This window comes from Nocardia puris, assembly GCF_003315035.1.
GTDB lineage: Bacteria > Actinomycetota > Actinomycetes > Mycobacteriales > Mycobacteriaceae > Nocardia > Nocardia puris.
Map to the genome: position 1 here is coordinate 117,484 of NZ_QNRE01000011.1, position 24,690 is coordinate 142,173.

Sequence of the window (24,690 nt, forward strand, 5' to 3'; positions counted from 1 at the left end):
CAGGAGAACACCGTGGACTTCACCAGGGACGAGGGCCCCGACGCCGTCGCCGAGGTAGTTGTGAGCGTGCTGGAGCGCGAATCGGCCCGCGATATCGAGCTGTGGCCGCGCCTGGTCGAGGTGGGCCTGCTCACCGTCGCGCTACCGGAACGATTCGGCGGCGACGACGCGGGCCTGCTCGAGATCTCGGCGCTGCTCACCGAATTGGCGACCGATGCCGTGGCCGTGCCCGCGCTGCCGACGCTGGGCATCGGCCTGCTCGCACTGCTGCCGGCCCTACCGGACGACCTCGCCGAACGGGTGTACCCCGAGGTCGCCAAGGGCGCGGTGCTCACCGCCGCGCTCAGTGAGCCGGGTGCGCCGTTCACCGCCTCGCCCAAGACCACCGCGGTCGCCGAGGGCGATCGGGTGCGGGTCAGCGGGCACAAGGTCGCCGTCCCCTACGCCGAGCAGGCCCGCTGGCTGCTCATCCCGACCGATTCCGGGGTCGCGCTCGTCGAGGGCGACGCCACCGGACTGACCCGTACCCCCTCGCCCGTCTCCGGCGGGCTGCCCGAATGTTCGGTGCTGCTCGACAACGTGGAGATTCCCGCGGCGCAACTGCTGGCGGTGGACCTCGCGCACCTGCACCGGCTCGCCGTCGCCGGCATCGGTTCGGTCGCCGACGGACTGCTCGAGGGCGCGCTGGTGCTCACCGCCGAGCATCTGCGCGTGCGCCGCCAATTCGGCCGTCCGCTGGCCGAATTCCAGGCCGTCGCCCAGCAGATCGCGGACCTGTACGTGGTGTCGCGCACCCTGCACGCCGCGTCGGTCTCCGCGAACTGGGCGCTCGCGCAGGACGATTCGAGTCCCGAGCACCGCGAACGCACCGACGACGACCTGGACGTGCTCGCCTACACCGTGGCCTCCGAGCTGCCCGCCGCCATGCAGAAGTGTCACCACCTGCACGGCGGGCTCGGCGTCGACGTGACCCATCCGATGCACCGCTACTACTCCCAGGCCAAGGACATCGCCCGCTGGCTCGGCGGTGAGTCCTTCCGCCTGGATCGCCTAGGAGCAAGATGTACATCGATCTGACCGTCGAGCAGCACGCCCTGCGCGACGAATTGCGAAGGTATTTCGCCGATCTCGTGACTCCCGAGGAGGAGGCCGAGATGGCGGTGAACCGCCACGGCGACGCCTACCGCGCCGTGGTGCGCCGGATGGGCGGCGACGGCTGGCTCGGCGTCGGCTGGCCGAAGGAGTTCGGCGGCCAGGGATTCGGGCCGGTGGAACAGCAGATCTTCTTCAACGAGGCGGTGCGCGCCGACGTGCCGCTGCCGCTGGTCACCCTGCTGACCGTCGGCCCCACCTTGCAGACCTACGGCACCGAGGAACAGAAGAAGAAGTTCCTGCCCGGAATCCTCTCCGGCGACATCCATTTCGCCATCGGCTACTCCGAGCCGGAGGCGGGCACCGACCTGGCCGCGCTGCGCACCTCGGCGGTGCGCGACGCGAACGGCGACTGGATCGTCAACGGGCAGAAGATCTTCACCACCGGCGCGCACGAGGCCGACTACATCTGGCTGGCCTGCCGCACCGGTTCGGTCGAATCGCGCCACCGCGGCATCACGATCCTCATCGTGGACACGAAGGACCCCGGCTATTCGTGGACGCCGATCATCACCTGCGACGGCGCGCACCACACCAACGCCACCTATTTCGACAACGTCCGCGTGCCCGCCGACATGCTGGTGGGTGAGGTGGACAAGGGCTGGCGGCTCATCACCACCCAGCTCAACCACGAGCGCGTGAGCCTGGGGCCCTCGGGCAAGATCGAGCAGCTCTACGACAAGGTCCGCGACTGGGCCAACCCGCGCGGGCTGCTCATCGAGCCCGACGTGCGGCGCTCGCTGGGGCGCATGCACGCCATGGTGCGGCTCAACGAACTGCTGAACTGGCAGGTCGCGGCCTCCGCCGGTCACACCGCCAACGGCGAGGCCGACCAGTCCCAGGTCATCGCCGACGCCTCGGCCACCAAGATCTTCTCCACCGAATCCCTCCAGGAGGCGGGCAGGCTGGCCGAGGAGATCGTCGGGCGCCACGGCGACCCGGCCGAGCCCGCCACCGCCGACCTGCTCACCTGGCTGGACCGGCGCACCAAGCAGAACCTCGCGGTGACCTTCGGCGGTGGCGTCAACGAGATCATGCGGGAGCTGGTCGCGACCGCCGGCCTGAACCTGCCCCGGGTGCCGCGATGAGCCGCGCCGTGCGGCGGGCTCCGTTCGGCGACGGGCGGCCTGCCTGTGCCCCGGATGCCGCGATGAGTCGCGCCGGTCGCGAAAACCTCGATGAGCGAAGGAGATCCGCGTGACCGACACGCAGACGCCGGAGGCGATCGTCGCCGCCGCCGAGAAGATCATCGCGGCGGGAGAGTGCGCGCCGCGCCTCGCGCGCGACCCGGTGAACCAGCCGATGATCAACAACTGGGTGGAGGCCCTCGGCGACACCAACCCCATCTACACCGACGAGGCCGCGGCGCTCGCGGCCGGTCACCCCGGCGTGGTCGCCCCGCCCGCGATGGCGCAGGTGTGGACCATGTTCGGACTGAACGGCGTTCGGCCGCCCGACGATCCGATGGCCGCCGCCACCGAACTGCTCGACGCCGCCGGGTACACGTCGGTCGTCGGCACCAACTGCGACCAGATCTATCACCGGTACCTGGTGCCGGGGGAACGGGTCGCGGTGACCAGCCGGCTGGAGAGCATCACCGGCCCCAAGCGCACCGGGCTGGGCGAGGGCTTCTTCGTCACCTTCCGCACCACCTGGCGCGTCGGCGACGAGGTCGTCACCGAAATGCTGTTCCGCATCCTGAAATTCGCGCCCGGCACCGGCGCGGCCGCGAAACCGGCGGGGGAGCGGGTCAAACCGCTCGTCTCGCACGACACCGAATTCTTCTGGGAGGGCGCGAAACTCGGGGAGCTGCGCATCCAGAAGCTGCCGGACGGTTCACTGCGGCACCCGCCGATCCCGGCGCTGTGGAAGGACAAGGCCGAGTCCACCGACTACGTGGTGGCCTCCGGGCTGGGCACGGTGTTCAGCTACGTCGTGCACCACGCGCCGAAGGTGCCCGGCCGCGACCTGCCCTTCGTCGTCGCGCTGGTCGAACTCGAGGAAGGGGTGCGCATGCTTGGCGAACTTCGCGGCGTCGATCCGGCGTCGGTGCGGATCGGGCTGCCGGTGCGCGCCGCGTTCGAGAAGCTCGACGACGACACCGTGCTCCCGTACTGGACGACCGCAGAGAGGGCGAATCAGTGACCGCCACAGTCGAACCCGCGTCCGTCGAGGTGGGCACGGCCCTGCCCGAACTGGTGATCCACGCCGACCCCACGTTCGTGATCAGCACCGCGCTGGCCACCCGCGACTTCCAGGACGTGCACCACGACCGCGACAAGGCCGTGGCGCGCGGGTCCAAGGACATCTTCGTCAACATCCTCACCGACACCGGCCTGGTGCAGCGTTTCGTCACCGACTGGGCCGGTCCGCGGGCGGTGGTGAAGTCGATCTCGCTGCGCCTCGGGGTGCCGCTGTACGCCGGGGACACGCTCACCCTCACCGGCACGGTCACCGCCGTCGACGGCGAGGACATCCACATCGACGTGATCGGCCGCGACAGCCTCGGCGACCACATCACCGCGAAAGCCGTTATCGCCCACCGGAGTGCCGCATGACCGACCAGCCGCTGTCCGGCCGCGCCGCCATCGTCGGCATCGGCGCCACCGATTTCTCCAAGGAATCCGGGCGCAGCGAACTGCGCCTGGCCGCCGAGGCGGTCACCGCGGCCCTCGCCGACGCGGGCCTCACACCGGCCGACGTGGACGGCCTCACCACGTTCACGATGGACACCAACACCCAGGCCGCGGTGGCCAGGGCCACGGGCATTCCGCAGCTGAAGTTCTTCAGCCACATCGGGTACGGGGGTGGCGCGGCGTGCGCCACCGTGCAGCAGGCCGCCATGGCGGTGGCCACCGGCGTCGCCGACGTGGTGGTGGCCTACCGCGCGTTCAACGAGCGGTCGGTGTCGCGGTTCGGGCAGTTCTCCACGGCGCTCGCCACCGCGCCCACCTCGTCGGGCATCGACGCGGGCTGGTCCTACCCGCACGGCTTGGGCACGCCCGCCGCGCAGGTCGCCATGGTGGCCCGGCGCTACATGCACGTATACGGCGCCACCAGTGCGGATTTCGGCCGCGTGGCCGTGGCGGATCGCAAGCACGCGGCCGTCAACCCCGACGCTTTCTTCTACGGCAAGCCGATCACGCTGGACGACCACCAGAATTCGCGGTGGATCGCCGAGCCGCTGCACCTGCTCGACTGCTGCCAGGAATCCGACGGCGGCGTCGCGCTGGTGGTCACGAGTGTCGAACGGGCGCGCGGCCTTCCGCAGCAGCCCGCCGTGATCGCCGGCGCCGCACAGGGTTCCGGTGCGGACCAGTACGTCATGACGAGCTACTACCGCGACGCCATGACCGGCCTCCCGGAAATGGGGCTCGTCGGCGAACAGCTCTGGGCACAAAGCGGTTTGCGGCCCGACGACATGCAGGCGGCCATCCTCTACGACCACTTCACCCCGTTCGTCCTCATGCAACTCGAGGAACTCGGCTTCTGCGGCCGCGGCGAAGCCAAGGACTTCATCGCCGACGGCGCCATCGAACTCGGCGGCCGCCTGCCGCTGAACACCCACGGCGGCCAGCTCGGCGAGGCCTACATCCACGGCATGAACGGCATCGCCGAGGCGGTCCGCCAGATCCGCGGCACCTCGGTCAACCAGGTCGAGGCGCTGCGGAACATCCTCGTCACCGCGGGCACCGGCGTGCCGACCTCCGGGCTGGTCCTCAGCGCCGACTGATCACCCCCGTCGGCCCGCCGAACGTCGGGAGCCGGATGCCAAGGCGTCGGCAGTCCCACCGGTTCCCGGCGTTCGCCGGGCCGACGGGGCGTGCATCTATGCTAATAGGGCTGTAATGGAACAGGATTCAGGTACATTCGATCAGCCCTGTATAGCGCCGCCCTCGGCTGGACAGTTCTATCGAGGGCGGCGCTTCGTAGCGTTGTGTTCAACGCCCTACGGCTACCTGTGCTGAACTCGGTTGGTATTCACGCTGTAGGCCCAAGGCCTGGCCTTTCCGCCCGAGTGCCATACGCAAGAGCTGGAGGCTCGGTTATCGCGCTCACGGCCAGCCTCACAGTCATGGCGGGTGGAAAACCATACCTGGGCGGAAGGCTTCGACGGATCAAACCCGCGATCTGTGGGCCTGGCCTCCGCGGTGCCCATGCCGAAAGCTGTGGCTGCCAACGCGAGAACACCAACGATCAACTGTTTTTTCATGCACTGCCTGATGGTGCCCTGCCGCAGCCGACGGCCGTAGACCTCTATGGGGGAGGACGGTGTTTTTTGACGGCTGGGCCACGACGCTGGCGGCCCTCAGCCTCCCTATTGATAGTCACGGCCCCTTCGTGACAGCGCAACCGTATCAGTGGTAGGTTGAGATGTAAAGTGGCAGTGGAAGTTTGGTTCCGTCGGTAGCGTGCGCGACGGGTCGACGGCGGAGATCACGTCCCTACCGCTCGAGTCGCGGGATTGGTCAGCGGCGCGCAAGGACCGTGAACGGACCGATGTCGGTCCGGGTGAAATAGCGGCTGTCGAACAAGTCGGCCCCGAGCATGATCGTTGTGTAGGTGCGGCTTTCGTCAATAGTCGGATCGTGCGCAAGTCTCAGTACGTAGCCATCTCCGCTTCGGCGTAGTACGAATACCGATGGTGGACGTTGCGGGCTGCGATCGAGCGCGCTGACCAGCTCGGCGGCGGTACGTTGTGTAGACCACTCTCTTATCGCTCGAACGCGAGAATCGTAGTCGGCCCCCGGATTCGAGTACCGGTTGCTTTGGGGCAGGAAGCCGCTGTACGGATAGATCGCGAGAAATGATGGGTCGCCGGTCAATACAACGATGTCACGCCGAGGCTGCGGAGTGGTGGCAGTGGCGATCGCGTTATCGACGGCGCGATAGTGGTGAACGGCCGAGGCAGGGAACTGGTCTGCGCGCCGCCCGTCGCCGTCGGTGTCGGTATACGCATACTCGACATGCGTTGCCAGCATGTTCGGGATGTTCTGGGAGAAGTTGACGAATCCGATCAGTACGAGCGCTGTCAATGCTCGGTTTATCTGGTTGGCGGTACCCACTTTTAGCGACGCTGAGCGCGTAGCCCAGGCAAATGCGGGTGCTGCTGCTGCCAGGAGAATAACTACAACAACCCGCCACTCGGTGGTGGACGGAACGATATCTGTGAACGCCGATGCCGTGCACAGACTCTGATACGTGATCCAGGACAACGCTGGTATGGCCGCAGCGATTGCGGACACGATGATCGGCCGAACCGAGTCAATTCGGTGGCGTGCGTTGGTCACGATGGCAAGTAAAAGGGCCGCTGTCATCAGCGGCGCGGCGAACCCGAACGCGGTCCGGTCGAATGTCGCGCACAAAGCAAGGTAGGCGCCTAATGCTGGTAGCTGAGCTACTGCAGGGAATCGCGGTGAAGTCGGCGCGAGGTCTCGCTCCCCGGTGGTGATGGCACTGCTCGTAGATCTCCAAACGCTGAATACGGCAGCGGGCATCAAGAGCAGGCAAACTGCTCGAGCGGGGTCGGTCGCAGCATAGGCGACTGTTGCCGCTGTGGTGATCGTTGTGATCGCGATGGCGAGTTCTGCGCGCACTAGGCGTGACCACCACAGCAGCGATAGAGTGGCAGTTATCGCTATGGACGTGATGGCGATCAGCTTGAATGCCTCCCACCCGGGCAGATCGAGTATGGCCGCAGCTCGCCCAGCCATCCAGTACCATGCCGCCGCTTCATCGGGTGGAAGGGCGATGAAAGTTTCGTCGCGCCAAACCGGACTGTCTGCGAACCTGCCGACCAGCTGGATTCTGTGTTGCTGATCGGGGGAAAGGCCGCCGAGGTAGAGGCGGGTCGCTGCCAACGGCATACCGACGGTGATCGTCACGTAACCCGATATCCCGGCCCACGCCAGGAACGATGCGAACTTGGCTCGCCATCGTTGGACGGAGCCACAGGCTAATTCGACAGGTACTCGTCGTAGCAATATCGCCGCTACGCAAAGTGTGCCAATCATCAGTACTTGTCCAGCTGTTGTGAGCGCGCGAAGTACGTTCGATGTGGTGTACGCCGGCCACTGTACGCTTGAAACAACTGAGACTCCGACGGCGGTGACGGTGATCGAAGTAGCCACAGCGAGAGTAGCGTTGGCTACCCGCGCCCATCGTTCCGCCCGCGGCCGTTGACCTCGAACGCGGTCGGCGCCGGTGTGGTGCGGGTGTTGCGTGGTCGAGCCGATCTCGCTGTGGGTGCTATCTCCGAGATTGGTGATCATCGGATGTATTCGTGACTGTTGCGCCGTGCCTCCATGGTTCGAACCTACTGTGTCGCGTAGCCGCACTTCGGTTGGCCGTCGTTAGCTCGAACGGCGACGTCGCGGCCGACCGTTGCGAGAGTCGGGCCTGACCCCAGGCAGAGCATGCCATCTGATCTGTCCCGCGAGTCCCCGCCGCCACAGCTAACGTGAGGCTAAGCTAAGCCGACACGCTACGGCCGAAGCGCCGCGAAACGAGGACGAGCCGTGTCGCAAGCCACCCTGACCGCACCGCGCACCGCGTTCTCGCGGACCGCCGTGCAGCTGGCGCTGCTCGCCGTGCTGGTCGGGCTGCTTGCGGGCGGCCTGTTCGTCGGCAGCGGCGACTATTCGATCCACGACGCCTGGCGGGCGCTGTACAACGAGGGTGACCCGACCACCCTCGGCGTCATCCGGGAACAGCGAATTCCACGCACACTGCTCGCCGCCCTCGTGGGCGCGGCGCTCGGCGTGGCGGGCGTGGTGATGCAGGGCCTCACCCGCAACCCGCTGGCCGCCCCGGGCATCCTCGGGGTGAACGCCGGCGCGTACTTCGCGATGGTGCTAGGCGCGGTCGCGTTCGGCGCGTCGGGCGGCGAGTTCACCTGGTGGGCGCTGGCCGGGGCGTTCGCGGCGTCGGTCCTGGTGTATTTCGTCGGCTCGCGCGGCGTGGGCGGGGCCAGCCCGGCCAAGCTGGTGCTCACCGGTGTCGCGGTCGCGTCGATGCTCAGCGGTCTCGCGTTCGGCCTCACCATGATTCACCCGAAATCCTTCGCCGCCATCCGCGGACTCCTCATCGGCACCCTCGACGGACGCGGCTGGAACGAACTGTCGGCCACCTGGCCGCTCGTGCTGCTCGGTGTGGTCGGTGCGCTGGCGCTCTCGGCGTATCTCAACGCGCTCGCGCTCGGGGACGACCGCGCCAGCGCCTTGGGCGTGCCCGTCACCACCGTGCGCGCGGTCGGGTTCGTGGTGATCACGGTGCTGTGCGGTGCGGCGACGGCGGCTGTCGGCCCCATCACCTGCGTCGGGCTGATGGTGCCGCACGCGGTGCGCATGGTGGTGGGCCCCGACCACCGCTGGACCATCCCGCTGTGCCTGGTGGTCGGCCCGATCGTGCTGGTGGGTGCCGACCTCGTCGCCCGCGTCGCCACCGCCAGCGAACTGCCGGTCGGCATGGTGACGGCGTTCCTCGGCGCACCGGTGCTGATCTGGCTGGCCCGCCGGGAGAAAGGCTCGCGATGGTGACCCGGGTCTCGGATACCGATCCGCCGCTCGCACGGGCGAGCTGGCCGAAACGCGTGCGCTTCCTGCGGGGTGCTTCGGGGTGAGCGTGCGCGTCGACATCGTCTCGGTGGGAATCACGGTGGCGCTGTTGGTGATCACCGCGATGGTGGGCGTCGTCGCGCTGGGCGCGAGCACCACCGACACCCCCGGCCTAGGGTTCGTCGAGGTCATCCGGGTGCTCACCGGGCAGATCGGCGGCACGCCCGCCAATCATGTCGCGACCTGGCTGCCGGTGGTCGTCACGGCCGCGCTGGGCGGGGCGTCACTCGCGTTGTCGGGCGCGATCTTTCAGACCATCACCCGCAATCCGCTGGGCAGCCCCGACATCATCGGCTTCACCACCGGCGCCAATACCGGTGCCCTGGTGGCGATGCTGGTGCTCGGGCTCGGTTCGGGCGGCGCCACCCTCGGCGCGCTGGTGGGCTGTCTGCTCACCGCGCTCGTCGCGCCTGCCCGAGACGGACCCGGCCGTCCAAGCACTCTCGGCCGGCACCCCGAAATCCCTGTTGTTCGCCCTGGACCGAATCACCCCTCTGCTGGTGAGCGTCACCCGCTAGAATTCACGAGGTCTCACCCGCGCTACGCCTCCATTTCATTCTGAGAAATCCATTTTGAAAACGGGCGTGTCATCCGCGACACGCCGTACTTCGGTTGGCGCATCAGGTGGTCCGAATCTACGTTGGCCGCTATGCGCAGCTACCTGACGCGGTTCCGGTAGGAAGCACCGCGTCCAACCCGCGTTCTTGTCGATCGACAGGTGGTGGGTGTTGCGGAGGTAGGTTGTTTCGTATGAGTACCGCTGGGGGAGAGGCTACTTCGCATGACCGGCCCGCAGCCGGGGTCGCCAAGGTTCCGTTCGACGTGGTGGCTTACGGGCGGCGGGTTCAGGCGAGTGGGTGTTTCATCTGCGCGATCGTCGCCGGCACGCACGAGGGCGAATGGGAACAGATCATCGTCGAGGACGACGAGAACATCGCCTTCCTGTCGAAGTATCCAACCCTGCTGGGGTATGTGCTGGTCGCGCCGAAGACGCATCGCGAACACGCGGTGCGAGACCTCGCCGAGGACGAGTACCACCGATTGATGGCGCTGGTCTACCGCGTCACGCGTGCCGTCGAATCCGTCGTCCCCAGCGAACGCACCTACCTCATGAGCCTCGGCAGCCAGCAAGGCAACTCGCACCTCCACTGGCACATCGCGCCACTCCCGCCGGGCGTCCCCTATCACGATCAGCAGTTCCATGCCGTGATGGCCGAAAACGGTGTGATCCCCTGGACTCTCGACCAAGCGCGAGAACTCGCCACCCAACTGCGGGAGGCCCTCACCTGAGGCGCCGGCGTTGCGGGGCATGGCGATACGGGCAGGCCCGGCCGGACCGGCGGCGTGCCGGGCTGGATTCATGGTGGGAACCATCGGGACAAAGCGGTGGCCAGGCCGTCTTCGGTTGCGGGTGGGCAGGTTTCGGTCGCGGCGGCGCGGACCTGGGAGGGCGCGTCGCCCATGGCGACGGAGTGGGCGGCCCAGGTCAGCATGTCGATGTCGTTGGTGCCGTCACCGATGGCCAGGGTGCGGTGGCTCGGGATGCCGAGCCTGACGCGTAGCCGTTCCAACATCGACCCCTTGGTCACCCCCGCTGCGGTGAGGTCAGCGACCGATTCGCCCGGGTAGCAACAAGATCGAACTCCCGGCAGATCGTCCGCCATCAGGACTGCGGCCAGTTCGCGGTCACTGTGACCTGGCCAGTGGACGGCCAGCCGGGTGGTCGAGGTTGCGGCCAATTCCAGGGTGTCGATGAGCTGCACGTCGCCGAAGAGCATGTCCGCGTCGTCGACGCGACCCGTCGCCAGTACGCCCGCGCCGGGAGCCTCGGCGACGAAGATCGCGCCCGGCAGCTGAGCAACCAGCGACGAGATCGGTTGGGCGAGAGCGAAAGACGATCGTTCGACCACGTCCCCTGTCCCGGCATCGAGCAGCGCCGCCCCGTTCGAACACACCGCGAAGCCGATGTGAATGCGCAGTTCTCGCAGGAACGGCAGTGTGGCGGGTGCCAATCGGCCCGTGCACAGCACGATGTGCGCCCCGGCCCGCATCGCTCGCGCGACAGCTTCGCGCACCGGGGCGGTGATCGTCTCGTGGGCGAACGGGTCCGCGGTGTTCTCGACGCACACGGTGCCGTCGATGTCCAAGGCGACCAGGAGCGGTCGGTTCGTGCCCGACTCGGTGTGTCGGGCATCGGGATTCGTGCCGTGCCGTTCATCCACAGGGTGATTGTCCCTGGGGATGGGTGTGGATATTCGGTGGACGGCGAGTCGGGCGGTGGGGAGGATCGGGTGGGTGAGTGAAGAGCCGTGGGGCGTCGAGGTGGCGGCCAGGTACGACACGCCGGGCGAAGGGATGTTCGCGGACGGGGTGATCGCGCCGACCGTCGACAAGCTGGTGGAGCTCGCCGCGGGCGGGCGCGTGCTGGAGTTCGCGATCGGGACCGGGCGGGTCGCGGTTCCGTTGGCGGAGCGCGGGGTTTCGGTGACCGGGACCGAACTGTCGCGCGCGATGGTGGCGAAACTTCGTGAAAAGGTCGATGAGGCAACGATTCCGGTGGTCGTCGGAGATATGGCGACGGCGGTGGCGCCGGGCGAGTACCAATTGGTGTATCTGGTCTACAACACGATCTCGAATTTGATGACGCAGGCCGAACAGGTCGAGTGTTTCCGCAATGCCGCGCGGCACCTCGCCCCCGGCGGGCGATTCGTCATCGAACTGTGGGTGCCGCAACTGCGCCGTCTCCCACCCGGACAGGACGCGGTCGTTTGGCACACCGCCCCCGACTACATCGCCCTCGACACCTACGACCCACTCGCACAACGAGTGGTCTCCCACCATTTCCGCATCGGCGAGAACAACCACGCGCATCTGAGCCTCAGCTCCCACCGATATATCTGGCCCGCCGAACTCGACCTCATGGGCCAATTGGCCGGATTCACCCTCGAATCCCGCCACGCCGATTGGGTGGGAAGTCCCTTGACCGCCGAATCCGAATCCCACGTGTCGGTGTACCGGCTCGGGGAATCGAGCTGAGTCGGGCGAGGCGGCTGCTGACGGGGATCGGCGCGCCACGCTGTCACGCGACTCCGTTGAGCACGGGCGGCCGATGAACCGGGCGCGGGTGATCGACCAACACCGGCGTTCCACCGGACGCCTCCGGACCCCGGTCGACTGAACCGTCGCCCCGGGATGATTCCGAGTGCCGCCGACCGGACCGGCCGCCCTGACCACACCATCTGGCGGACCGCCGCGCGGTTTCTCGCGTGCCGACTTGAACGTGAATCACCCTGGCTGTGCGCAGCCTGGGGAGCGCCGGCCCGTTCCTCCCACCGCTGACCAGCGGAGTCTCCTGGAGCCGCGATCTACCGCGACCACCCGGCCACCCGGTCGAGTCCCAGGTCACCATGGTTGCAGGATGGGAACGACTGTTAGAGTCGGGGACGTTCGCAGCCGTGGGCCGAAGGGGTGGGTATGACGCGCAGGATCGTGGGGATGGTTCTGGCGGCGGTCGCCGTGTCGGCTGTCGCGGGGTGTGGTGAGACGACCGAGGGGTCGCCGACCACGAGCACGAGTGTTCCGCAAGAAGCATTGTGGGACCCCTGCACGGAGATTCCCGACGGTGCGCTGTCCGAGGCGGGGCTGGACCCGACTACCAAGGACAGCGGGATCGCCGGTGTCGAACAGACCGGCTGGAAGATCTGCCGTTGGCGTAACAAAGAATTCTCGATGACCGTGTTCTCGACCGGCGAGAAGGTGGACTATTTCGAGTCGAAGTCTGGAAATGTCGAATTCCAGGACGTCACGGTCGCAGACCGGACCGGTCGGCAGTTCAGGGTCGAGGGTGCTTCGAAGGATCTGCTCTGCGACGTGCTTTTCCCGGTGTCATCGCAGGGCGTCGTGCAGTTGCGGATATCCAACCTTATGGGAGTCGACCATGCTGAGGGCCCGTGCACGGTCCTGTCCAGAGTCGGCGATTCGATTGTGCCGTTGTTTCCGCGGTAGTCAGATGGGGGTTCGATGACCGACGATTCCAAGTCGCCATGGCGCAAGCTAGCGGAAGAAGCCAGAGCCGGGGAGCTCTACCTGAATGACGAGGGTGCCGCCCGCCAAGTGCTGGCGGCCTGCAATCGTCGTATCGAAGATCTGCAGAACCTGGCCATCTACGCGCAGGATGCGCAGAACGTCTCCGGGTTCGGTGACTTCGAGATGGCCGACATCTTGGCCGACAAGTTTCAGAAGCAGGCCACCGGCACCGACGATTCGATCGACAAGATCATCGAGCGTGATATCGAAGTCGTCATGGATCAGCGCGACATCATGGCGATCTCCATCGCGCGCCTGACCGGCCAGGACTATACGAACGCCGCATCTATAACCTCCATCATCGACTCTGTGGGGAACGAGTCGTGAGCCCGCTCGGAGGAATGTTCAGCTGGAGCGTCGGCGACATGGGTTCGGCCATGCTCAGGAACCTGACCGACGCGATCGCCGGTGAGGAACTGGATCCGGGCACGAGGCCTGGTGACGTCCAGGGAAAGTACAACCAGCAGCGTTCGGACGTGCGCGGCAAGGCCTCCGATATCGGTTTCGACGGCACATTTCATCCTCAGGCCGTGTTGGACGAGGACATGTTCGAGCGCGAGAACGTCGAGGAACTGCGAAGACGAGTGGATGCGATCGACCTGACCCGCGTCGGTGAACTCATCGCGACGTGGCAGGGCATCCACGACCGTGCGAACGAATCGCTGCAAACCTATTCCGACAGCATCAAACGTCTCACCGAAGACGGCTTGTGGGCGGGCGCGTCCGGCGCCGCCGCGGTGGAAGCATCGAAGACCTACACAACCCACGGCTCCCAGCTCGCCAACGCCGCCCTCCTCACCAGCAACAAACTCGCCGAGCTGAAGACCGGCCTCGAGCCGACGAAACTGCTGGTCCCGCACGCGCCGGAAGACCGTTCCCTGATCGAGAACTCCCGCTCCTGGATGGCAGGCCGCGGCTGGCGCAGCAACACCGAGGCCGAGGACACCGCCAAGCTCGAGGCGGTGCGCGTGCTGAAGACGGTGTTCGCGCCGGTCGTGCGCGAGTCCGACACGAACGTGCCGGTCCTGCCGCAACCGTTCAACCCCGTCCAGCAGCCCGGCGACCAGCCCTCCCAGCCGGGGCCCGGCCCGGGCGGTCCCGGTCCCGGCAGCCCCGGACCCGGTCCCGGTGGCACCCCGGCGACAGAGCCGGAGACCCCGACCGACCCGGACATCGAGGATCCGTCCTCGACCGACCCGTCGCAGTCGACGCCCTCGTCCACCGACCCGTCGAGCACCCCCACCTCGACCGATCCGTCCTCGACGAACCCGGCTTCCACCAACCCGGCGTCCACGCCAACAACGAACCCGACCGGCCCCGGCAGCCCTGGTTCGCCGGGTCCGGGCAGTCCGGGCGCACCCGGCCCGGGTAGCCCGGGTGGCACCCCTTCACCGGGCCGTTCCATCCAGGGCGTTCCGGTGTCCGCGCCCACCGGCGCACCAGCCGGAGCGGCGAACTCCGCGGCCGCGCGCGGGATGAGCGGTCTCGGTGGCTTCGGCGCGCCGGGCGCGCGGGGCGGAAAGGGCGACGAGGAGTCGAACAAAGGCATCCCGGACTACCTGATCACCAAGGAACACGGTGACGAAGTGACCGGTCTGGATGACCTGCCGAAGACGGTCCCGCCGGTGATCGGCGAATGACGATCTCGAATTCGGCTGTGCACCAATACTTTCTCGTACGCCGATGGCGCTCGCTCGGCAGCGGGCTCCACACGGGGCGCCGTGCCCCGCTCTCGAAAGGCGCCCGCTCGTGACCACAGTGCGGCGGTGGCGGTTCACCGCGCTCGAGTTCCGTACCTTGTGGGAGTCCACCGGCCGCGACATCCTGCCGTACCCGCTGCGACATTGGCACACCGTCCGCTACGAGTCCGACGCCCTGCGCTTGCGCCGCGCCGCCGCCGAATCCGTGCGCCCGCACGTCGACGACGACTTGGTGCGCGCGCTGCACGTCCTGTTCGCCCCCGAAGCGCGCATCGAAGTCGCCGGCTTCCTCGGCCGCAACCGCGAGCGCGAACTGCGCGCGCACGCCGGTGTGCACTACCAGCACGGTGCGCTCGCGCGGCAACATCACGCCGAGGACGGCTACGGCGACATCTCGCTGGCGTTCCTCCCGGCCGAACAAGTGGCAGGCGCGGTCGCCGACTCCCTGCCGAAATGCGCTGCGGGACGGGCTGAACCGATGAAGATCGCCGCCGACGAACTCGACCGTCCGCTGCCGCCGATCCGCGACACGTGGCGTACCAGTCCGCGCGAGGAGTTCGAGAAGTTCTTCAACCGGCCCACTACCGGCTCGATCCACGTCGGTGTCTACCCTTGGGGCAGCGCTGACAATCGTCACACCGTGGGCCGCAAGGACTTCCAACTCACCGATTTCGAAAATGACGGTCGCTACGTCACTTTCGGCACGCGCACCATCGTCGCCAAGCCCACTACCCGCGACCGGATCGCGGCCACGTTGCAGGAAATGATCACCCGCACGGTGGAGGAAGTCCGCGCGGGCGATCACCTGCCCCGCTGACACTCGAGCGCCCCGGTCGGCGTGTGTAGCTTGGAACCCGCGCCGAGCCCGAGGAGGACCCGATGACCGACCGCCACCTGGTGGATGTGCAAATCCTGCTCATCCGGAACGGCGAAGTGCTGCTCAGCAAACGGCGCAGCGGCGACCGTTTCGACGGCCGCTGGCACCTGCCCGCCGGCAAGCTGGAGGCCGGCGAGAGCGCCACGGCGGGCGCGGCGCGGGAGGCCCGCGAGGAGATCGGCGTCGAGATCGACCCCGCCGACCTGCGATTCGTGCACGCCGCCCACGTCATCGGCTCCGGCCTCGAATCCCGCCTCGGCCTGTTCTTCGAAACGTCCCGCTGGACCGGCGAACCCGTCAACCGCGAACCGGACAAGAGCTACGAACTGCGCTGGTTCGCCCTGAACGCCCTCCCCGACAACCTCATCGAATACCCCGCTTCGGCCCTCCACGCCCACCCCACCGGCGCCCCCTACTCCGAACTCGGCTGGTAGACCTCGCCCACCCTGTCCGAGCCTCGGATCCAATTCCCGCCGTAGCAGGGCGGTTGGCGGAACCTCGATCACTCACGCCCGCCGCCCAGCAAACGCACCAATCGCTGCCGCGCCGCCCGTCCGGTTCAGGAACGATCGCGACGACTGACTGTCATTGCGCCCCGCCCGGAGGTTCTAACAGGCAGATCTCTAGTCCATCGAGATGCGGAACCGGGTGGCGGCGTCGCAGGGCCGCCCGTGCACCGGGCAGCGCAGTACGTCGAATCCGCCGGTGAGGGACTCGATGAGCGACTTGTGTTCGCCCCACTCCCATTTCAACCACCGGGCGACACACGGGATCGTCGCGGACGCCGCGCCCGCCGTCTTCACAGCGATCGCCGCGCCCTGCGCACTCGCGCCGGTGGTCCACGTGTCGTCGACGATCAGCACATGCTTGCCATGCACCCGTGACCGCCATCGTTCATCCACGGTGTAGCGGTCGGCCACCAACTCGTGCCTGTCATAGGTGCCATCACCCGGCGTCAGCAGGAACTTCTGCATCGCCGACGCCCGGGTGAATCTCGGCAGCGCCGCGTTGGCGAGATTCGCGACCGGGTGCGTCGCGTCCGGACGCTCTCTCGACGGGACGAATGTCAGTGAGTCCCACGGTGAACCGAGCCAGGATTGCAGGCAACTCCGGTGCATATCCACCACGATGGAGATCATCAGCGCCAGATCCTCGGCGCATTCCACTGCCGGGGGCTGGCCGCGATACCCCTTGTAGGTGAGCATGTGGTGCGCGGATTGGTGGCGGCCGGCCGGGTGGTTTCCGACTGCGTACGTGAGCAGGACGGTCCGATCGGCCAGCTGGTCCCCGAAGACGTTTCTGGCCGCAGCACACTTCGCGCACAACGCCTCACCCGACGGGCCACGGCAAATGCCACAAACGTCCGGAGTCCCTGGTGTGTACGAGTTGGAGAAGAATCCACCGATTCGATCGCGTATCAGTCCTCGGCACACCAACGCATCGAGGGTGGCGTCGGCGACCCCCTCCGATGCCGCACGGTGTCTCTCGTGCACCAGGACGTCGTTCAGTTGTTGTAAGAACAGGTCGCGGGTGGACTCGGTCACCTGGTTCCCAGGATTCTGGTCAACGCTTCCCGCTGGACAAGGATTCGGTCAACGTGCTCGATCGCGTCCGCGGGTGCTTCCGCGATGTGCACGCCGGGTTCGCTCGACATAGCTCGACCCCATGATGTCGATTGCGCGACCGAGGAATTCAGGATGACCGGCCGACCGTGGGCGACCGCCTCGCGCGCTTGAATGCGCGTTCCGCTCTTCTCGCCCGCTTCGACGATCACCGTCGCCGAGCCGTAGGCGCTCATCGTCACGTTGCGGGCGGGGAACGACCATCGCGACGGACCGTACTCCGGAAGAAAGTGGGTGAGTAGCATTCCGCACTCGGCGATTCGCTCCTGCAGTTCGCGATTCTCGCGTGGGTACGCATGGTCGAGTCCGTTGCCGAGGACAGCCACTGTCCGGCCGCCTGCCTCCAACGCGGCCCGATGCGCCGTGGTATCGATACCCCTGGCAAGCCCGGAGATCACCGTCACCCCGTGCGTCACCAACTCGCGGGAGACATCGTCCGCGAACTTCAACGCGTAGTCCGAGGCGTTCCGTGACCCGACGACGCAGACTCCGACCTCACGTGGCACCAGCACGCCTCGGGTGAATACCACGGGTGGCATCTGCCGGACCGAACGCAACCGTTCGGGGTAGCTGCGATCCATGAACGTGTGCATCTGAAACGGTGCCTGTTTCCAGGACTCGACATCGCGCAGCGCCTGTTCGAAGACTCTCGCTGCTTCGCTGTCACCGAAGAGATCTCCGGGATGCTCGTCCTGCCATAAACGCCAGGCGCTGCCGCGGTCGCTCACGCGTTCGGCCAGCCTGGACCAGTCGGTGTTCTTCGACGTCGAGCGCATCATCGCGATCAACGCGGCGCGGTCTCGGTCGCCCCAGTCCGTCGGCTGATCGTCTGTGGTGGAGTCGTCCCATCCCGGGGAGGCGTGTGCGGGTGCCACTCCAACCTCCTCGGATCGTGATTCGAACTTACATTCGAACCATGCCGTGGAGTGCTGACGTGGTCACAGAATTCCTGTGAGCCCGGTGGCCAGGTTCTCCAGTAGTTCGCTGATGGGTCAGCGTAGTCGTAGGGGCTGAGTTCTGGCACCGGGGCGCGCGGTGCTCGGCGGGTCAGTGGCCCCTCAGATACACGACCACCAGGCGGGTGAGTTGATCGATGCTCTCCGGGGTGCCCGGCTTCAGGTCCGCGCGGTTGCCGGTGGTGCGGTCGAAGACGGCGCCTTCGAGGACGGCGATGAAGTCGACGGCGGCGTCGGTGGGGGAGTCGTTGTCGCGGAACAGTTCTCGGGCGCGGTCGGGGGAGAAGAGGCTGCGGGACAGTTTGGTGCGGAGTTCGGGGTCGGTGCGGAGTTCGGTGAGCAGGGCGTGGCGGGTGCGGAGGTCGTCGGAGCGGTCGGCGAGGAGGCGGTCGACCCAGGTGGCGATGTCGCGGGCGATGAGGTCCGGCGATGCGGCCGCGGGTGCGGCGAATCGGGCCCGCTGGAAGTCCTCCCGGGAGCGCTCCGTGATGCGGTCCACGACGGCCGTGAGCAGTGCGCGGCGGGTGCGGAAGTAGTACGACGACGAGCCCGCGGGCAGGTCGAGGGCGGTGTCGAGGGCGCGGTGGGTGAGGGCGCGGACGCCGTCGGACGCGATGAGGCGGATGGCGGTGTCGGCGATCAGAGTGCGCCGGTCGGCTGTGGACATCGTCACCTTCCCTGGCGCGACTCCCGCGCCTCGCTCTACAACTGCAGGGACTCTACATCTGTAGAGGGAGGAGGATGCGATGTCGACAGGTCGCTCGCGGCGGGAGCCTTCGGGGCGGTTCCGGCGGCTACTCCGCGCCCGGTGGTTCGACGCCTCCGCGGCACGCAACGAATGTCCGGCCGACACGAGCGCGCCCTCGGGGGCGAATGCATCGGCGCGCGGCGGGACACGTCAGGCCGGTCCGGTGCGCCCGGATAACCTCCCCGACCTGGACCTCGACCCCCACCAGCGCGCCGCCGCCGACCGCTTGGCGAAACTCCTGGACCACCAAGGCAACCCGATCCCGCGCGCCCGCGGCGTCTACCTCCACGGCAGACCCGGCCGCGGCAAAACCATGCTCATGGACCGCCTCCCGTCCACCGCGCACCCGGACCGCGTGCGCCGCTTCCATTTCCACACCTTCTTCGCCGAACTGCACCGCGCCCACCGCGAACACGGCTCCATCGACAAGGCGATCACCCACCTGATCGGCCGCACGAACCTGCTCTGTTTCGACGAGTTCCACGTCCACGACGTCGGCGACGCCATGCTCCTCGCCCGACTGCTGGACGCGCTCTTCGCCCGTCACGTGACCCTCGTCCTCACCTCCAACTACCCGCCCCCGGACCTGCTCCCCAACCCCCTGTTCCACGAGAAGTTCCTCCCCGCCATCGACCGCATCCTCGACAACCTCGACGTCCTATCGGTCGACGGACCGATCGACTACCGCACCCGAAAAGCACACACCACAACGGGATTCGCGTCGGGCCGCTACATCGTCGACAGGCGTGAACCCGCGGACCCACCGGACACTCGCATCACCCCCACCCGGCACGCCGGCATCCCGTCGAGCCGAATGCCCGACGCCACCGCCACGCCCTCGTCGCGGGCCGAGAATCTCCGCCTCGCCTCGAGTCGAGTTACCCACACAATCCAGGACCAGTCACCCCCGCCGATGCCGCCACCTCCCTCGGACAGCATCCGCACGCTCTCGACCCATAACGAGGCCGATCACGGCACGACCCCCGATCCAACCCCAACGCACACCCATCCATCCGTAAATATCCCCCTCGGCCCCCGAACTCTGACAGCCCGCTCCACCACCGAAACCTCCATAGATTTCGACTTCACCCAACTCTGCGCCCAACCCACCTCCGCCGCCGACTACGTAACCCTCACCCACCGCTACCACCGCTGGACCCTGCGCGACGTCCCACTCCTGCGGGATGTCCCACCCGACCACGCCATGCGCCTGGTGAACCTCATCGACGTCCTCTACGACGCCGATATCCCCCTTACGATTCACACCGCCGCCCCGCCCGCCGAACTGGTCGCCGGGGTGCGCGGCGTACCCGATCTGGCACGCACCGCGAGCCGCCTCTGTGAGATCTCACAAGATCACGCCGCAGGGGTTTGTTCGTGATCCTTCAGCGCGCGGACCTGCTAGGACGCGGCGCGTAACGTGGACTTACCGGAGGGTAATGCGAAGTATTCGATTCCCTCCCGAGCGGACCGTGCGGCATGTAACTATGTGGCTGTTTTGTGCAGTACTCAGGTTTGGTGGTAACACGGGTGGTCCGAGCGCGAGCGCCGATGGTACGCGTGATCGTGCTGGTCACGCTGCTGGCGTGTGCCTCCCTCGCGCTGCGCGGGCACATCCCGGGCGCGCCGCCGCCCGCCGAACCGAACGGTGCTCCGTCGGTGCTCGCTTTGGCGCTCATGCCGGTGTTGCTCACGGTCTCGGTGGTCATCCTGATCGCGGGTGTGATAGCCAGCCAGCATCGGCTGCCGCTGTCCATGCCGGAGGTCGATCACGAATCCGACGACCGGCAGTGGCGCCTGGGACGCTTCGGTCTCATCGTGCTGGGCGCGCTGGCCGTGCTCGCGGTGCTGCTGGCGATCGTGTCGGCGGTCTTCGTGCTCGGCGGGCGCACCGCCGAACCCGCGGCGCCCGCCCCGGCGACGTCGGAAGGCGCACCGCCGGAACAACTGCCCACCGCGCCGCCTCCCGCCGACACCTCCACCGAAACCCTCACCGGCACCACGCTGCTGCTCACCATCTTCGGTGCCGGCGTGCTCATCGCCGTCGCGCTGACCGGGCTGATCGTCGTGGGTGTCACGGCTCGCCGCCGCCCGGTCCCGGTGCCGCCGCCGGACCCGCCCGCCCCCGAGACCGTCGCCGACTCGCTCGCCAGGGCCGCCGAAATGGGTCTGGCGGCGATGAACGCGCCCGGCCAGGACCCGCGCGGCGCGATCATCGCCTGCTACGCCGCGATGGAGAACGGCTTGGCCGCCGACCGCGCCGCCGCGCCGCTGGTCTCGGACACGCCGATGGAGGTGCTGGCCCGCGCGTTCGAGCACGGCCGCCTGCACGACGCGTCGGCGCGAGAACTGGTGGCGCTGTTCGAAGAAGCCAGGTTCAGCCCGCATTCGATGCTCGAATGGCAGCGCATGCGCGCCGAACAACTGCTGCGCATCGTCCTCGCCGATCTCCAGGGGGAACGGGTATGAATCGCACGGCGATCGTAGTGACCGCGCTGCTCGCGGTGGGTGTGCTGGAGCTGGCCGCGTTCGGCCGCGCCCGCGAGGCGATGCTCGTGCTGGCCGCCATTCCGGTCGCGGTGGCGCTCACCGCGCTGATTCTCTCGCTGCGCGAGCGCGCGAAGGCCGACACCGACCACTTCCCCGACGAGATGGAAAACGGCCCGCTGGAGATGTTGCGCCGTTGGGAAGCGCGCGCGAACATGCTGGCCACCCGCGCCGACGGCACCCGCGCCGACTGGGACCGCTACTTGCGTCCCTTGCTCGCGAAGGAGTTCGAACTGTCCACCGGCCTGCGGGTCGCGAAGAACCGCAAGGCCACCGAGGCCGCCGGGTTGCTGCAATTCGGCCCCGAACTGTGGCGCTGGGTCGATCCGGCCAATGTGGCGCTGCGCGATCAGACCACGCGCGCGCCGGGGCGCGCGGCGCTGGACGAAATCCTGCGCCGTTTGCAGAGAATGTGAAATGGGTTGAGACAAGTGCGAGTTGACTTATGACCATGCCATTGGATGCGACCGTCCAGCGAACCGAAGCGGTGCTGCGGGAACTGGCCCGGGTGATCGTCGGGAAGCACGACGAGTTGCAGCTGATCATGATCGCCGTGCTGTCCGGCGGACATATCCTCATCGAGGACCTGCCCGGCTTGGGCAAGACGCTGATCGCGAGATCCTTCGCCGCCGCGCTCGGGCTCGACTTCAAGCGTGTGCAATTCACGCCGGACCTGCTGCCCGCCGACCTGCTCGGTTCCACCATCTACGACATGAACAGCGGCCGCTTCAACTTTCGGCGCGGCCCGGTCTTCACCAACATGCTGTTGGCCGACGAGATCAACCGCACCCCTCCCAAGACGCAGGCCGCGCTGCTGGAAGCGATGGCGGAAGGACAGGTCAGCGTCGACGGAGACACCTTCCCGCTGCCACAGCCGTTTGTCGTGCTGGCCACCGACAACCCGATCGAGTACGAGGGCACCTACCCGCTGCCGGAGGCGCAGCTGGACCGGTTCGCCATCCAGCTGCGACTGGGTTACCTCTCCGAGCGCGACGAGACCCAGATGATCCGCCGCAGGCTGGAGCGCGGCTCGACGCCGCCGACGGTCGGGCAGGTGGTGGACACCAACGGCCTGCTGGAGATGCGGCAGTCGGTCGAGTACGTCACCGTGCATCCCGACGTGGTGAGTTACGTGGTGGCGCTGGCCGCCGCGACGCGCGGGCACCCGCAGGTCGAAGTGGGCGCGAGCCCGCGCGCCGAACTGGACCTGGTGCAGATGGCGCGGGCCCGCGCGCTGCTGCTGGGCCGCGACTACGTGGTGCCCGAAGACGTGAAGGCGCTGGCGATTCCGGCGATGGCGCACCGGATCACGCTGCGCCCCGAGATGTGGGTGCGGCGCATCCGCGGTGAGGACGTGATCGCCGAACTGCTGCGGCGCCTCCCGGTGCCGCGCGCCACCGGCACATGACCCGCCCCGCGCGGCACCGCGACGCCAGCGCCACCGTCGAGTCCGAACTGCGCTGGCGGCCCGCGCCTTTGGTCTACATGCTGGCCGGATGCGCGGCGGTGGCGCTGCTTTCGGCCGTGCTGTTCACGCGCTGGCAGCTGGTGGTGTTCGCCGCGCCCCTGCTCGGGGTGCTGGCGACCGCGCCGTGGCAGCGCTCGCGCACCCGCATCCAGGTCGACGGCAGCGGCACGCTGCGCTGTTTCGAGCAGGAAGAGGTGGTGCTCACCGTCGCCGCGTTCGTGGAGTCGGGGCACGCGCTGCTGCGGCTGAAGCCGGAGGCGGCGCCCGGCCTCGGCGTCGAGATCGAGGAGGCGAGCGATTCCGGAGCGGCGCCGGCCGGGCTGCGGCTGGCGCTCTCGGCCGGACGGTGGGGGCGCTATCCGGTGTCGGCGCGGGTGTCGGCGCTGAGTCCGGCCGGTCTGGCGATCGCGACGGTGACGTTGCCCGCCGGGCAGTTGTTCGTCTACCCGGTGACCGATCCGCAGCGAATGCGGTTGCCGCGCACCGAACTTCCCGAACGTCTCGGCACCCACCTGACCCGCAGGCACGGGCCCGGCGTGGAGTACGCCGACATCCGCGCCTACGCGCCGGGCGACCAGTTGCGCACGGTGAACTGGTCGGTGAGCGCGCGGCGCGGGCGGCTCTACGTCACCGAGCGGCTGACGAACCGGTCGGCCGATGTGGTGGTGCTGGTCGACACGTCCCAGCAGGCGCCGGGCCCCGCGACGGATTCGCTGGAGCTCTCGGTGCGCGGCGCCGCGCAGGTGGTGCAGTCCACCTTGCAGGCGGGCGACCGGACGGCCGTGGTGTGCCTGGGCGAGGCCCCGCGCTGGCTGCGGCCCGATATCGGCCGCCGCCAGTTCTACCGGATCGTGGACACCGTGCTCGACGTCGGCGACGAGCACATCCCCACCACCGGCACGCTGGCCCCGCACGCCGCTGTTCCGCTCGGGGCGATCGTGGTGGCGTTCTCCACGCTGCTCGACACCCAGTTCGCGCTGGCGCTCATCGACCTGCGCAAGCGCGGGCACGTGGTGGTGGTCGTGGACGTGTTGCGCGGCACCCCGTTTCGCGAGGGCCTCGACGAAACCCTCTCGCGCATGTGGCAATTGGAGCGCGCGTCGATGTATCGGGACATGGGCACGGTGGGCGTCGACATCGTCCGCTGGGACGAGGGCGCCCGTCTGGACGAGGTGATGCGGTTGCTGCCCGAACACCGCCGCACGGTACGGGTACGGCGATGACCAGATTCCTCGCGGTGCTCGCGGGCGGCATGCTGGTCGCCGCGGTGACCCTCATGCTGCCGTGGGCGGGAGTGTTCGCTCTCGGGCTCGTGGCGGCGAGCTGGTGGTGGCGGCCCGCCGCCGTGCTGGCGGTGTTGCTCACCATCGGCGTGCTCGTCTGGGCCGACACGGGCGTGCTGGCCGCCGCGGCGACGGGTCTGGTCGCCACGGCGTACCTGCTGAACGCCGCCGCCGTCTCCGCTCCGGCGGGCGTGGTGCCCACGACGCTGCCCTCGGTGCTGGGCGCGGTGGTCTTCGCGGGCTGCGCCGCCGCGGCCGCCCTGGTCCCCGTGAACCTGGCATGGGCGCCCGCCCTGGCTCCGGTCCTGGTGATCCTGTTGTACGCCTTGATAGTTCAGGGGATCACACCACGGCGCGCGCCGGTGCAAGAGGGACCACCGGCCCCGCCCTGATCGAGGGCCGCACGATCGACCTGATGATGGTCGACCCGGGCAACCATCGCCGGGGACTCGGCCGCCTCCTGCTCCGGTACGCCGAAGAAACGCTCCTCGCCCGGTACTCGACCATCCGGCTGGAGACCTTCGTGGACAACGCCAGGGCCGCGTCGTTCTACGAGGCGTGCGGTTGGGTCCGCGCCGATCTCGTCGAGGGCGAGGGGCCGGCCGGATTCTAATGCACGAAGGGCCGCGCGGGCG

General features: G+C 67.9%; 26 protein-coding genes. 21 read left to right on the plus strand and 5 right to left on the minus strand.

The features are described from left to right. The first annotated feature begins 12 nt into the window (after positions 1–12). The 5 genes from DFR74_RS24325 (at position 13) to DFR74_RS24345 (ending at position 4,885) form a co-directional block, all read left to right on the plus strand. Positions 13–1,077 carry an acyl-CoA dehydrogenase family protein gene (locus DFR74_RS24325; protein ID WP_067505547.1) on the plus strand — a complete coding sequence of 355 codons (1,065 nt, stop codon included), beginning with the start codon at positions 13–15 and terminating at the stop codon, positions 1,075–1,077. Continuing rightward, positions 1,062–2,240, plus strand: coding sequence for an acyl-CoA dehydrogenase family protein (locus DFR74_RS24330; RefSeq protein ID WP_067505544.1), 1,179 nt, complete (start codon positions 1,062–1,064; stop codon positions 2,238–2,240). Before DFR74_RS24325 ends, DFR74_RS24330 begins: the two co-directional genes overlap by 16 nt. A gap of 109 nt (positions 2,241–2,349) precedes the next feature. Beyond that, positions 2,350–3,297 (plus strand): bifunctional MaoC family dehydratase N-terminal/OB-fold nucleic acid binding domain-containing protein, encoded by a 948-nt coding sequence (locus DFR74_RS24335; protein WP_067505542.1) that lies wholly within the window; start codon positions 2,350–2,352, stop codon positions 3,295–3,297. Then, on the plus strand, positions 3,294–3,710 hold the full coding sequence (locus tag DFR74_RS24340; RefSeq protein WP_067505536.1) for a MaoC family dehydratase: 417 nt from the start codon (positions 3,294–3,296) through the stop codon (positions 3,708–3,710). Before DFR74_RS24335 ends, DFR74_RS24340 begins: the two co-directional genes overlap by 4 nt. Beyond that, positions 3,707–4,885, plus strand: a complete 1,179-nt coding sequence (locus DFR74_RS24345) for a lipid-transfer protein (RefSeq protein ID WP_067505532.1) — start codon at positions 3,707–3,709, stop codon at positions 4,883–4,885. The genes DFR74_RS24340 and DFR74_RS24345 overlap by 4 nt, the downstream gene beginning before the upstream one ends. 736 nt (positions 4,886–5,621) lie before the next feature. Here DFR74_RS24345 and DFR74_RS24350 read toward each other — a convergent pair. Continuing rightward, positions 5,622–7,424: an arabinofuranosyltransferase gene (locus tag DFR74_RS24350; RefSeq protein ID WP_084537411.1), complete on the minus strand. Its 1,803-nt coding sequence runs from the start codon at positions 7,422–7,424 to the stop codon at positions 5,622–5,624. A gap of 246 nt (positions 7,425–7,670) precedes the next feature. On the opposite strand from DFR74_RS24350, the gene DFR74_RS24355 reads away from it, so the two are divergent. The 3 genes from DFR74_RS24355 to DFR74_RS24365 all read left to right on the plus strand — a co-directional run bounded on the left by DFR74_RS24355 (position 7,671) and on the right by DFR74_RS24365 (position 10,058). Continuing rightward, positions 7,671–8,690 carry a FecCD family ABC transporter permease gene (locus DFR74_RS24355; protein ID WP_084537410.1) on the plus strand — a complete coding sequence of 340 codons (1,020 nt, stop codon included), beginning with the start codon at positions 7,671–7,673 and terminating at the stop codon, positions 8,688–8,690. Positions 8,691–8,820: 130 nt separating this feature from the next. Beyond that, complete coding sequence (locus tag DFR74_RS24360; protein ID WP_233444459.1) at positions 8,821–9,330, plus strand: iron chelate uptake ABC transporter family permease subunit; 510 nt, start codon at positions 8,821–8,823, stop codon at positions 9,328–9,330. A gap of 188 nt (positions 9,331–9,518) precedes the next feature. Beyond that, a complete protein-coding gene (locus DFR74_RS24365) occupies positions 9,519–10,058 on the plus strand; it encodes an HIT family protein (protein ID WP_084537409.1) in 540 nt (179 codons plus the stop codon). Between the two features lie 68 nt (positions 10,059–10,126). On the opposite strand, the gene DFR74_RS24370 is transcribed toward DFR74_RS24365, so the two are convergent. Continuing rightward, complete coding sequence (locus DFR74_RS24370) at positions 10,127–10,990, minus strand: HAD family hydrolase (RefSeq protein ID WP_067505522.1); 864 nt, start codon at positions 10,988–10,990, stop codon at positions 10,127–10,129. 73 nt (positions 10,991–11,063) lie between these two features. Between DFR74_RS24370 and DFR74_RS24375 the strand changes: the two genes are divergently transcribed. From DFR74_RS24375 to DFR74_RS24400, 6 genes are all read left to right on the plus strand, one after another. Continuing rightward, positions 11,064–11,804, plus strand: a complete 741-nt coding sequence (locus DFR74_RS24375) for a methyltransferase domain-containing protein (protein WP_232331667.1) — start codon at positions 11,064–11,066, stop codon at positions 11,802–11,804. 438 nt (positions 11,805–12,242) lie between these two features. Then, the gene (locus tag DFR74_RS24380; protein ID WP_067505516.1) at positions 12,243–12,773 is read left to right on the plus strand and encodes a DUF3558 domain-containing protein; all 531 of its coding nucleotides are present in this window, start codon (positions 12,243–12,245) and stop codon (positions 12,771–12,773) included. A gap of 15 nt (positions 12,774–12,788) precedes the next feature. After that, positions 12,789–13,181, plus strand: a complete 393-nt coding sequence (locus tag DFR74_RS24385) for a hypothetical protein (protein WP_067505512.1) — start codon at positions 12,789–12,791, stop codon at positions 13,179–13,181. Then, positions 13,178–14,494, plus strand: a complete 1,317-nt coding sequence (locus tag DFR74_RS24390; RefSeq protein ID WP_147265908.1) for a hypothetical protein — start codon at positions 13,178–13,180, stop codon at positions 14,492–14,494. Before DFR74_RS24385 ends, DFR74_RS24390 begins: the two co-directional genes overlap by 4 nt. Before the next feature lie 109 nt (positions 14,495–14,603). Further along, positions 14,604–15,371, plus strand: coding sequence for an ESX secretion-associated protein EspG (locus DFR74_RS24395; protein ID WP_067505506.1), 768 nt, complete (start codon positions 14,604–14,606; stop codon positions 15,369–15,371). A 62-nt stretch (positions 15,372–15,433) separates the two neighbouring features. Next, entirely contained in the window at positions 15,434–15,865 is a 432-nt protein-coding gene (locus tag DFR74_RS24400) for an NUDIX hydrolase (RefSeq protein WP_067505503.1), read from the plus strand. A 189-nt stretch (positions 15,866–16,054) separates the two neighbouring features. Here DFR74_RS24400 and DFR74_RS35555 read toward each other — a convergent pair whose 3' ends face one another. From DFR74_RS35555 to DFR74_RS24415, 3 genes are all read right to left on the minus strand, one after another. Beyond that, positions 16,055–16,975: a ComF family protein gene (locus tag DFR74_RS35555; protein WP_147265909.1), complete on the minus strand. Its 921-nt coding sequence runs from the start codon at positions 16,973–16,975 to the stop codon at positions 16,055–16,057. Beyond that, positions 16,972–17,928, minus strand: a complete 957-nt coding sequence (locus DFR74_RS24410; RefSeq protein ID WP_198161691.1) for a DNA-processing protein DprA — start codon at positions 17,926–17,928, stop codon at positions 16,972–16,974. The genes DFR74_RS35555 and DFR74_RS24410 overlap by 4 nt, the downstream gene beginning before the upstream one ends. Positions 17,929–18,100: 172 nt before the next feature. Then, complete coding sequence (locus tag DFR74_RS24415) at positions 18,101–18,676, minus strand: TetR/AcrR family transcriptional regulator (RefSeq protein WP_067505486.1); 576 nt, start codon at positions 18,674–18,676, stop codon at positions 18,101–18,103. Between the two features lie 244 nt (positions 18,677–18,920). Between DFR74_RS24415 and zapE the strand changes: the two genes are divergently transcribed. The 7 genes from zapE (at position 18,921) to DFR74_RS38060 (ending at position 24,668) form a co-directional block, all read left to right on the plus strand. Continuing rightward, complete coding sequence (gene zapE, locus DFR74_RS37300) at positions 18,921–20,138, plus strand: cell division protein ZapE (RefSeq protein ID WP_067505483.1); 1,218 nt, start codon at positions 18,921–18,923, stop codon at positions 20,136–20,138. Between the two features lie 170 nt (positions 20,139–20,308). After that, positions 20,309–21,226, plus strand: a complete 918-nt coding sequence (locus tag DFR74_RS24425; protein ID WP_067505480.1) for a DUF4129 domain-containing protein — start codon at positions 20,309–20,311, stop codon at positions 21,224–21,226. Next, positions 21,223–21,720 (plus strand): hypothetical protein, encoded by a 498-nt coding sequence (locus DFR74_RS24430; protein WP_067505477.1) that lies wholly within the window; start codon positions 21,223–21,225, stop codon positions 21,718–21,720. The genes DFR74_RS24425 and DFR74_RS24430 overlap by 4 nt, the downstream gene beginning before the upstream one ends. 29 nt (positions 21,721–21,749) lie before the next feature. Then, entirely contained in the window at positions 21,750–22,712 is a 963-nt protein-coding gene (locus DFR74_RS24435; protein WP_067505474.1) for an AAA family ATPase, read from the plus strand. Then, positions 22,709–23,995 (plus strand): DUF58 domain-containing protein, encoded by a 1,287-nt coding sequence (locus DFR74_RS24440; RefSeq protein WP_067505470.1) that lies wholly within the window; start codon positions 22,709–22,711, stop codon positions 23,993–23,995. The genes DFR74_RS24435 and DFR74_RS24440 overlap by 4 nt, the downstream gene beginning before the upstream one ends. Next, a complete protein-coding gene (locus DFR74_RS24445) occupies positions 23,992–24,447 on the plus strand; it encodes a hypothetical protein (protein ID WP_067505467.1) in 456 nt (151 codons plus the stop codon). The genes DFR74_RS24440 and DFR74_RS24445 overlap by 4 nt, the downstream gene beginning before the upstream one ends. 23 nt (positions 24,448–24,470) lie before the next feature. Further along, the gene (locus DFR74_RS38060) at positions 24,471–24,668 is read left to right on the plus strand and encodes a GNAT family N-acetyltransferase (protein WP_067505463.1); all 198 of its coding nucleotides are present in this window, start codon (positions 24,471–24,473) and stop codon (positions 24,666–24,668) included. Positions 24,669–24,690 lie beyond the last annotated feature (22 nt).

Excerpts from the sequence above, each read along its gene's own strand:
- DFR74_RS24330 (WP_067505544.1), top strand. The coding sequence starts at position 1,062 with ATGTACATCGATCTGACCGTCGAGCAGCACGCCCTGCGCGACGAATTG.
- DFR74_RS24345 (WP_067505532.1), top strand. The coding sequence starts at position 3,707 with ATGACCGACCAGCCGCTGTCCGGCCGCGCCGCCATCGTCGGCATCGGC.
- DFR74_RS24350 (WP_084537411.1), bottom strand. The coding sequence starts at position 7,424 with ATGATCACCAATCTCGGAGATAGCACCCACAGCGAGATCGGCTCGACC.
- DFR74_RS24365 (WP_084537409.1), top strand. The coding sequence starts at position 9,519 with ATGAGTACCGCTGGGGGAGAGGCTACTTCGCATGACCGGCCCGCAGCC.
- DFR74_RS24380 (WP_067505516.1), top strand. The coding sequence starts at position 12,243 with ATGACGCGCAGGATCGTGGGGATGGTTCTGGCGGCGGTCGCCGTGTCG.
- DFR74_RS24385 (WP_067505512.1), top strand. The coding sequence starts at position 12,789 with ATGACCGACGATTCCAAGTCGCCATGGCGCAAGCTAGCGGAAGAAGCC.
- DFR74_RS24400 (WP_067505503.1), top strand. The coding sequence starts at position 15,434 with ATGACCGACCGCCACCTGGTGGATGTGCAAATCCTGCTCATCCGGAAC.
- DFR74_RS24415 (WP_067505486.1), bottom strand. The coding sequence starts at position 18,676 with ATGTCCACAGCCGACCGGCGCACTCTGATCGCCGACACCGCCATCCGC.
- DFR74_RS24425 (WP_067505480.1), top strand. The coding sequence starts at position 20,309 with ATGGTACGCGTGATCGTGCTGGTCACGCTGCTGGCGTGTGCCTCCCTC.
- DFR74_RS24430 (WP_067505477.1), top strand. The coding sequence starts at position 21,223 with ATGAATCGCACGGCGATCGTAGTGACCGCGCTGCTCGCGGTGGGTGTG.
- DFR74_RS24435 (WP_067505474.1), top strand. The coding sequence starts at position 21,750 with ATGACCATGCCATTGGATGCGACCGTCCAGCGAACCGAAGCGGTGCTG.
- DFR74_RS24440 (WP_067505470.1), top strand. The coding sequence starts at position 22,709 with ATGACCCGCCCCGCGCGGCACCGCGACGCCAGCGCCACCGTCGAGTCC.
- DFR74_RS24445 (WP_067505467.1), top strand. The coding sequence starts at position 23,992 with ATGACCAGATTCCTCGCGGTGCTCGCGGGCGGCATGCTGGTCGCCGCG.
- DFR74_RS38060 (WP_067505463.1), top strand. The coding sequence starts at position 24,471 with ATGATGGTCGACCCGGGCAACCATCGCCGGGGACTCGGCCGCCTCCTG.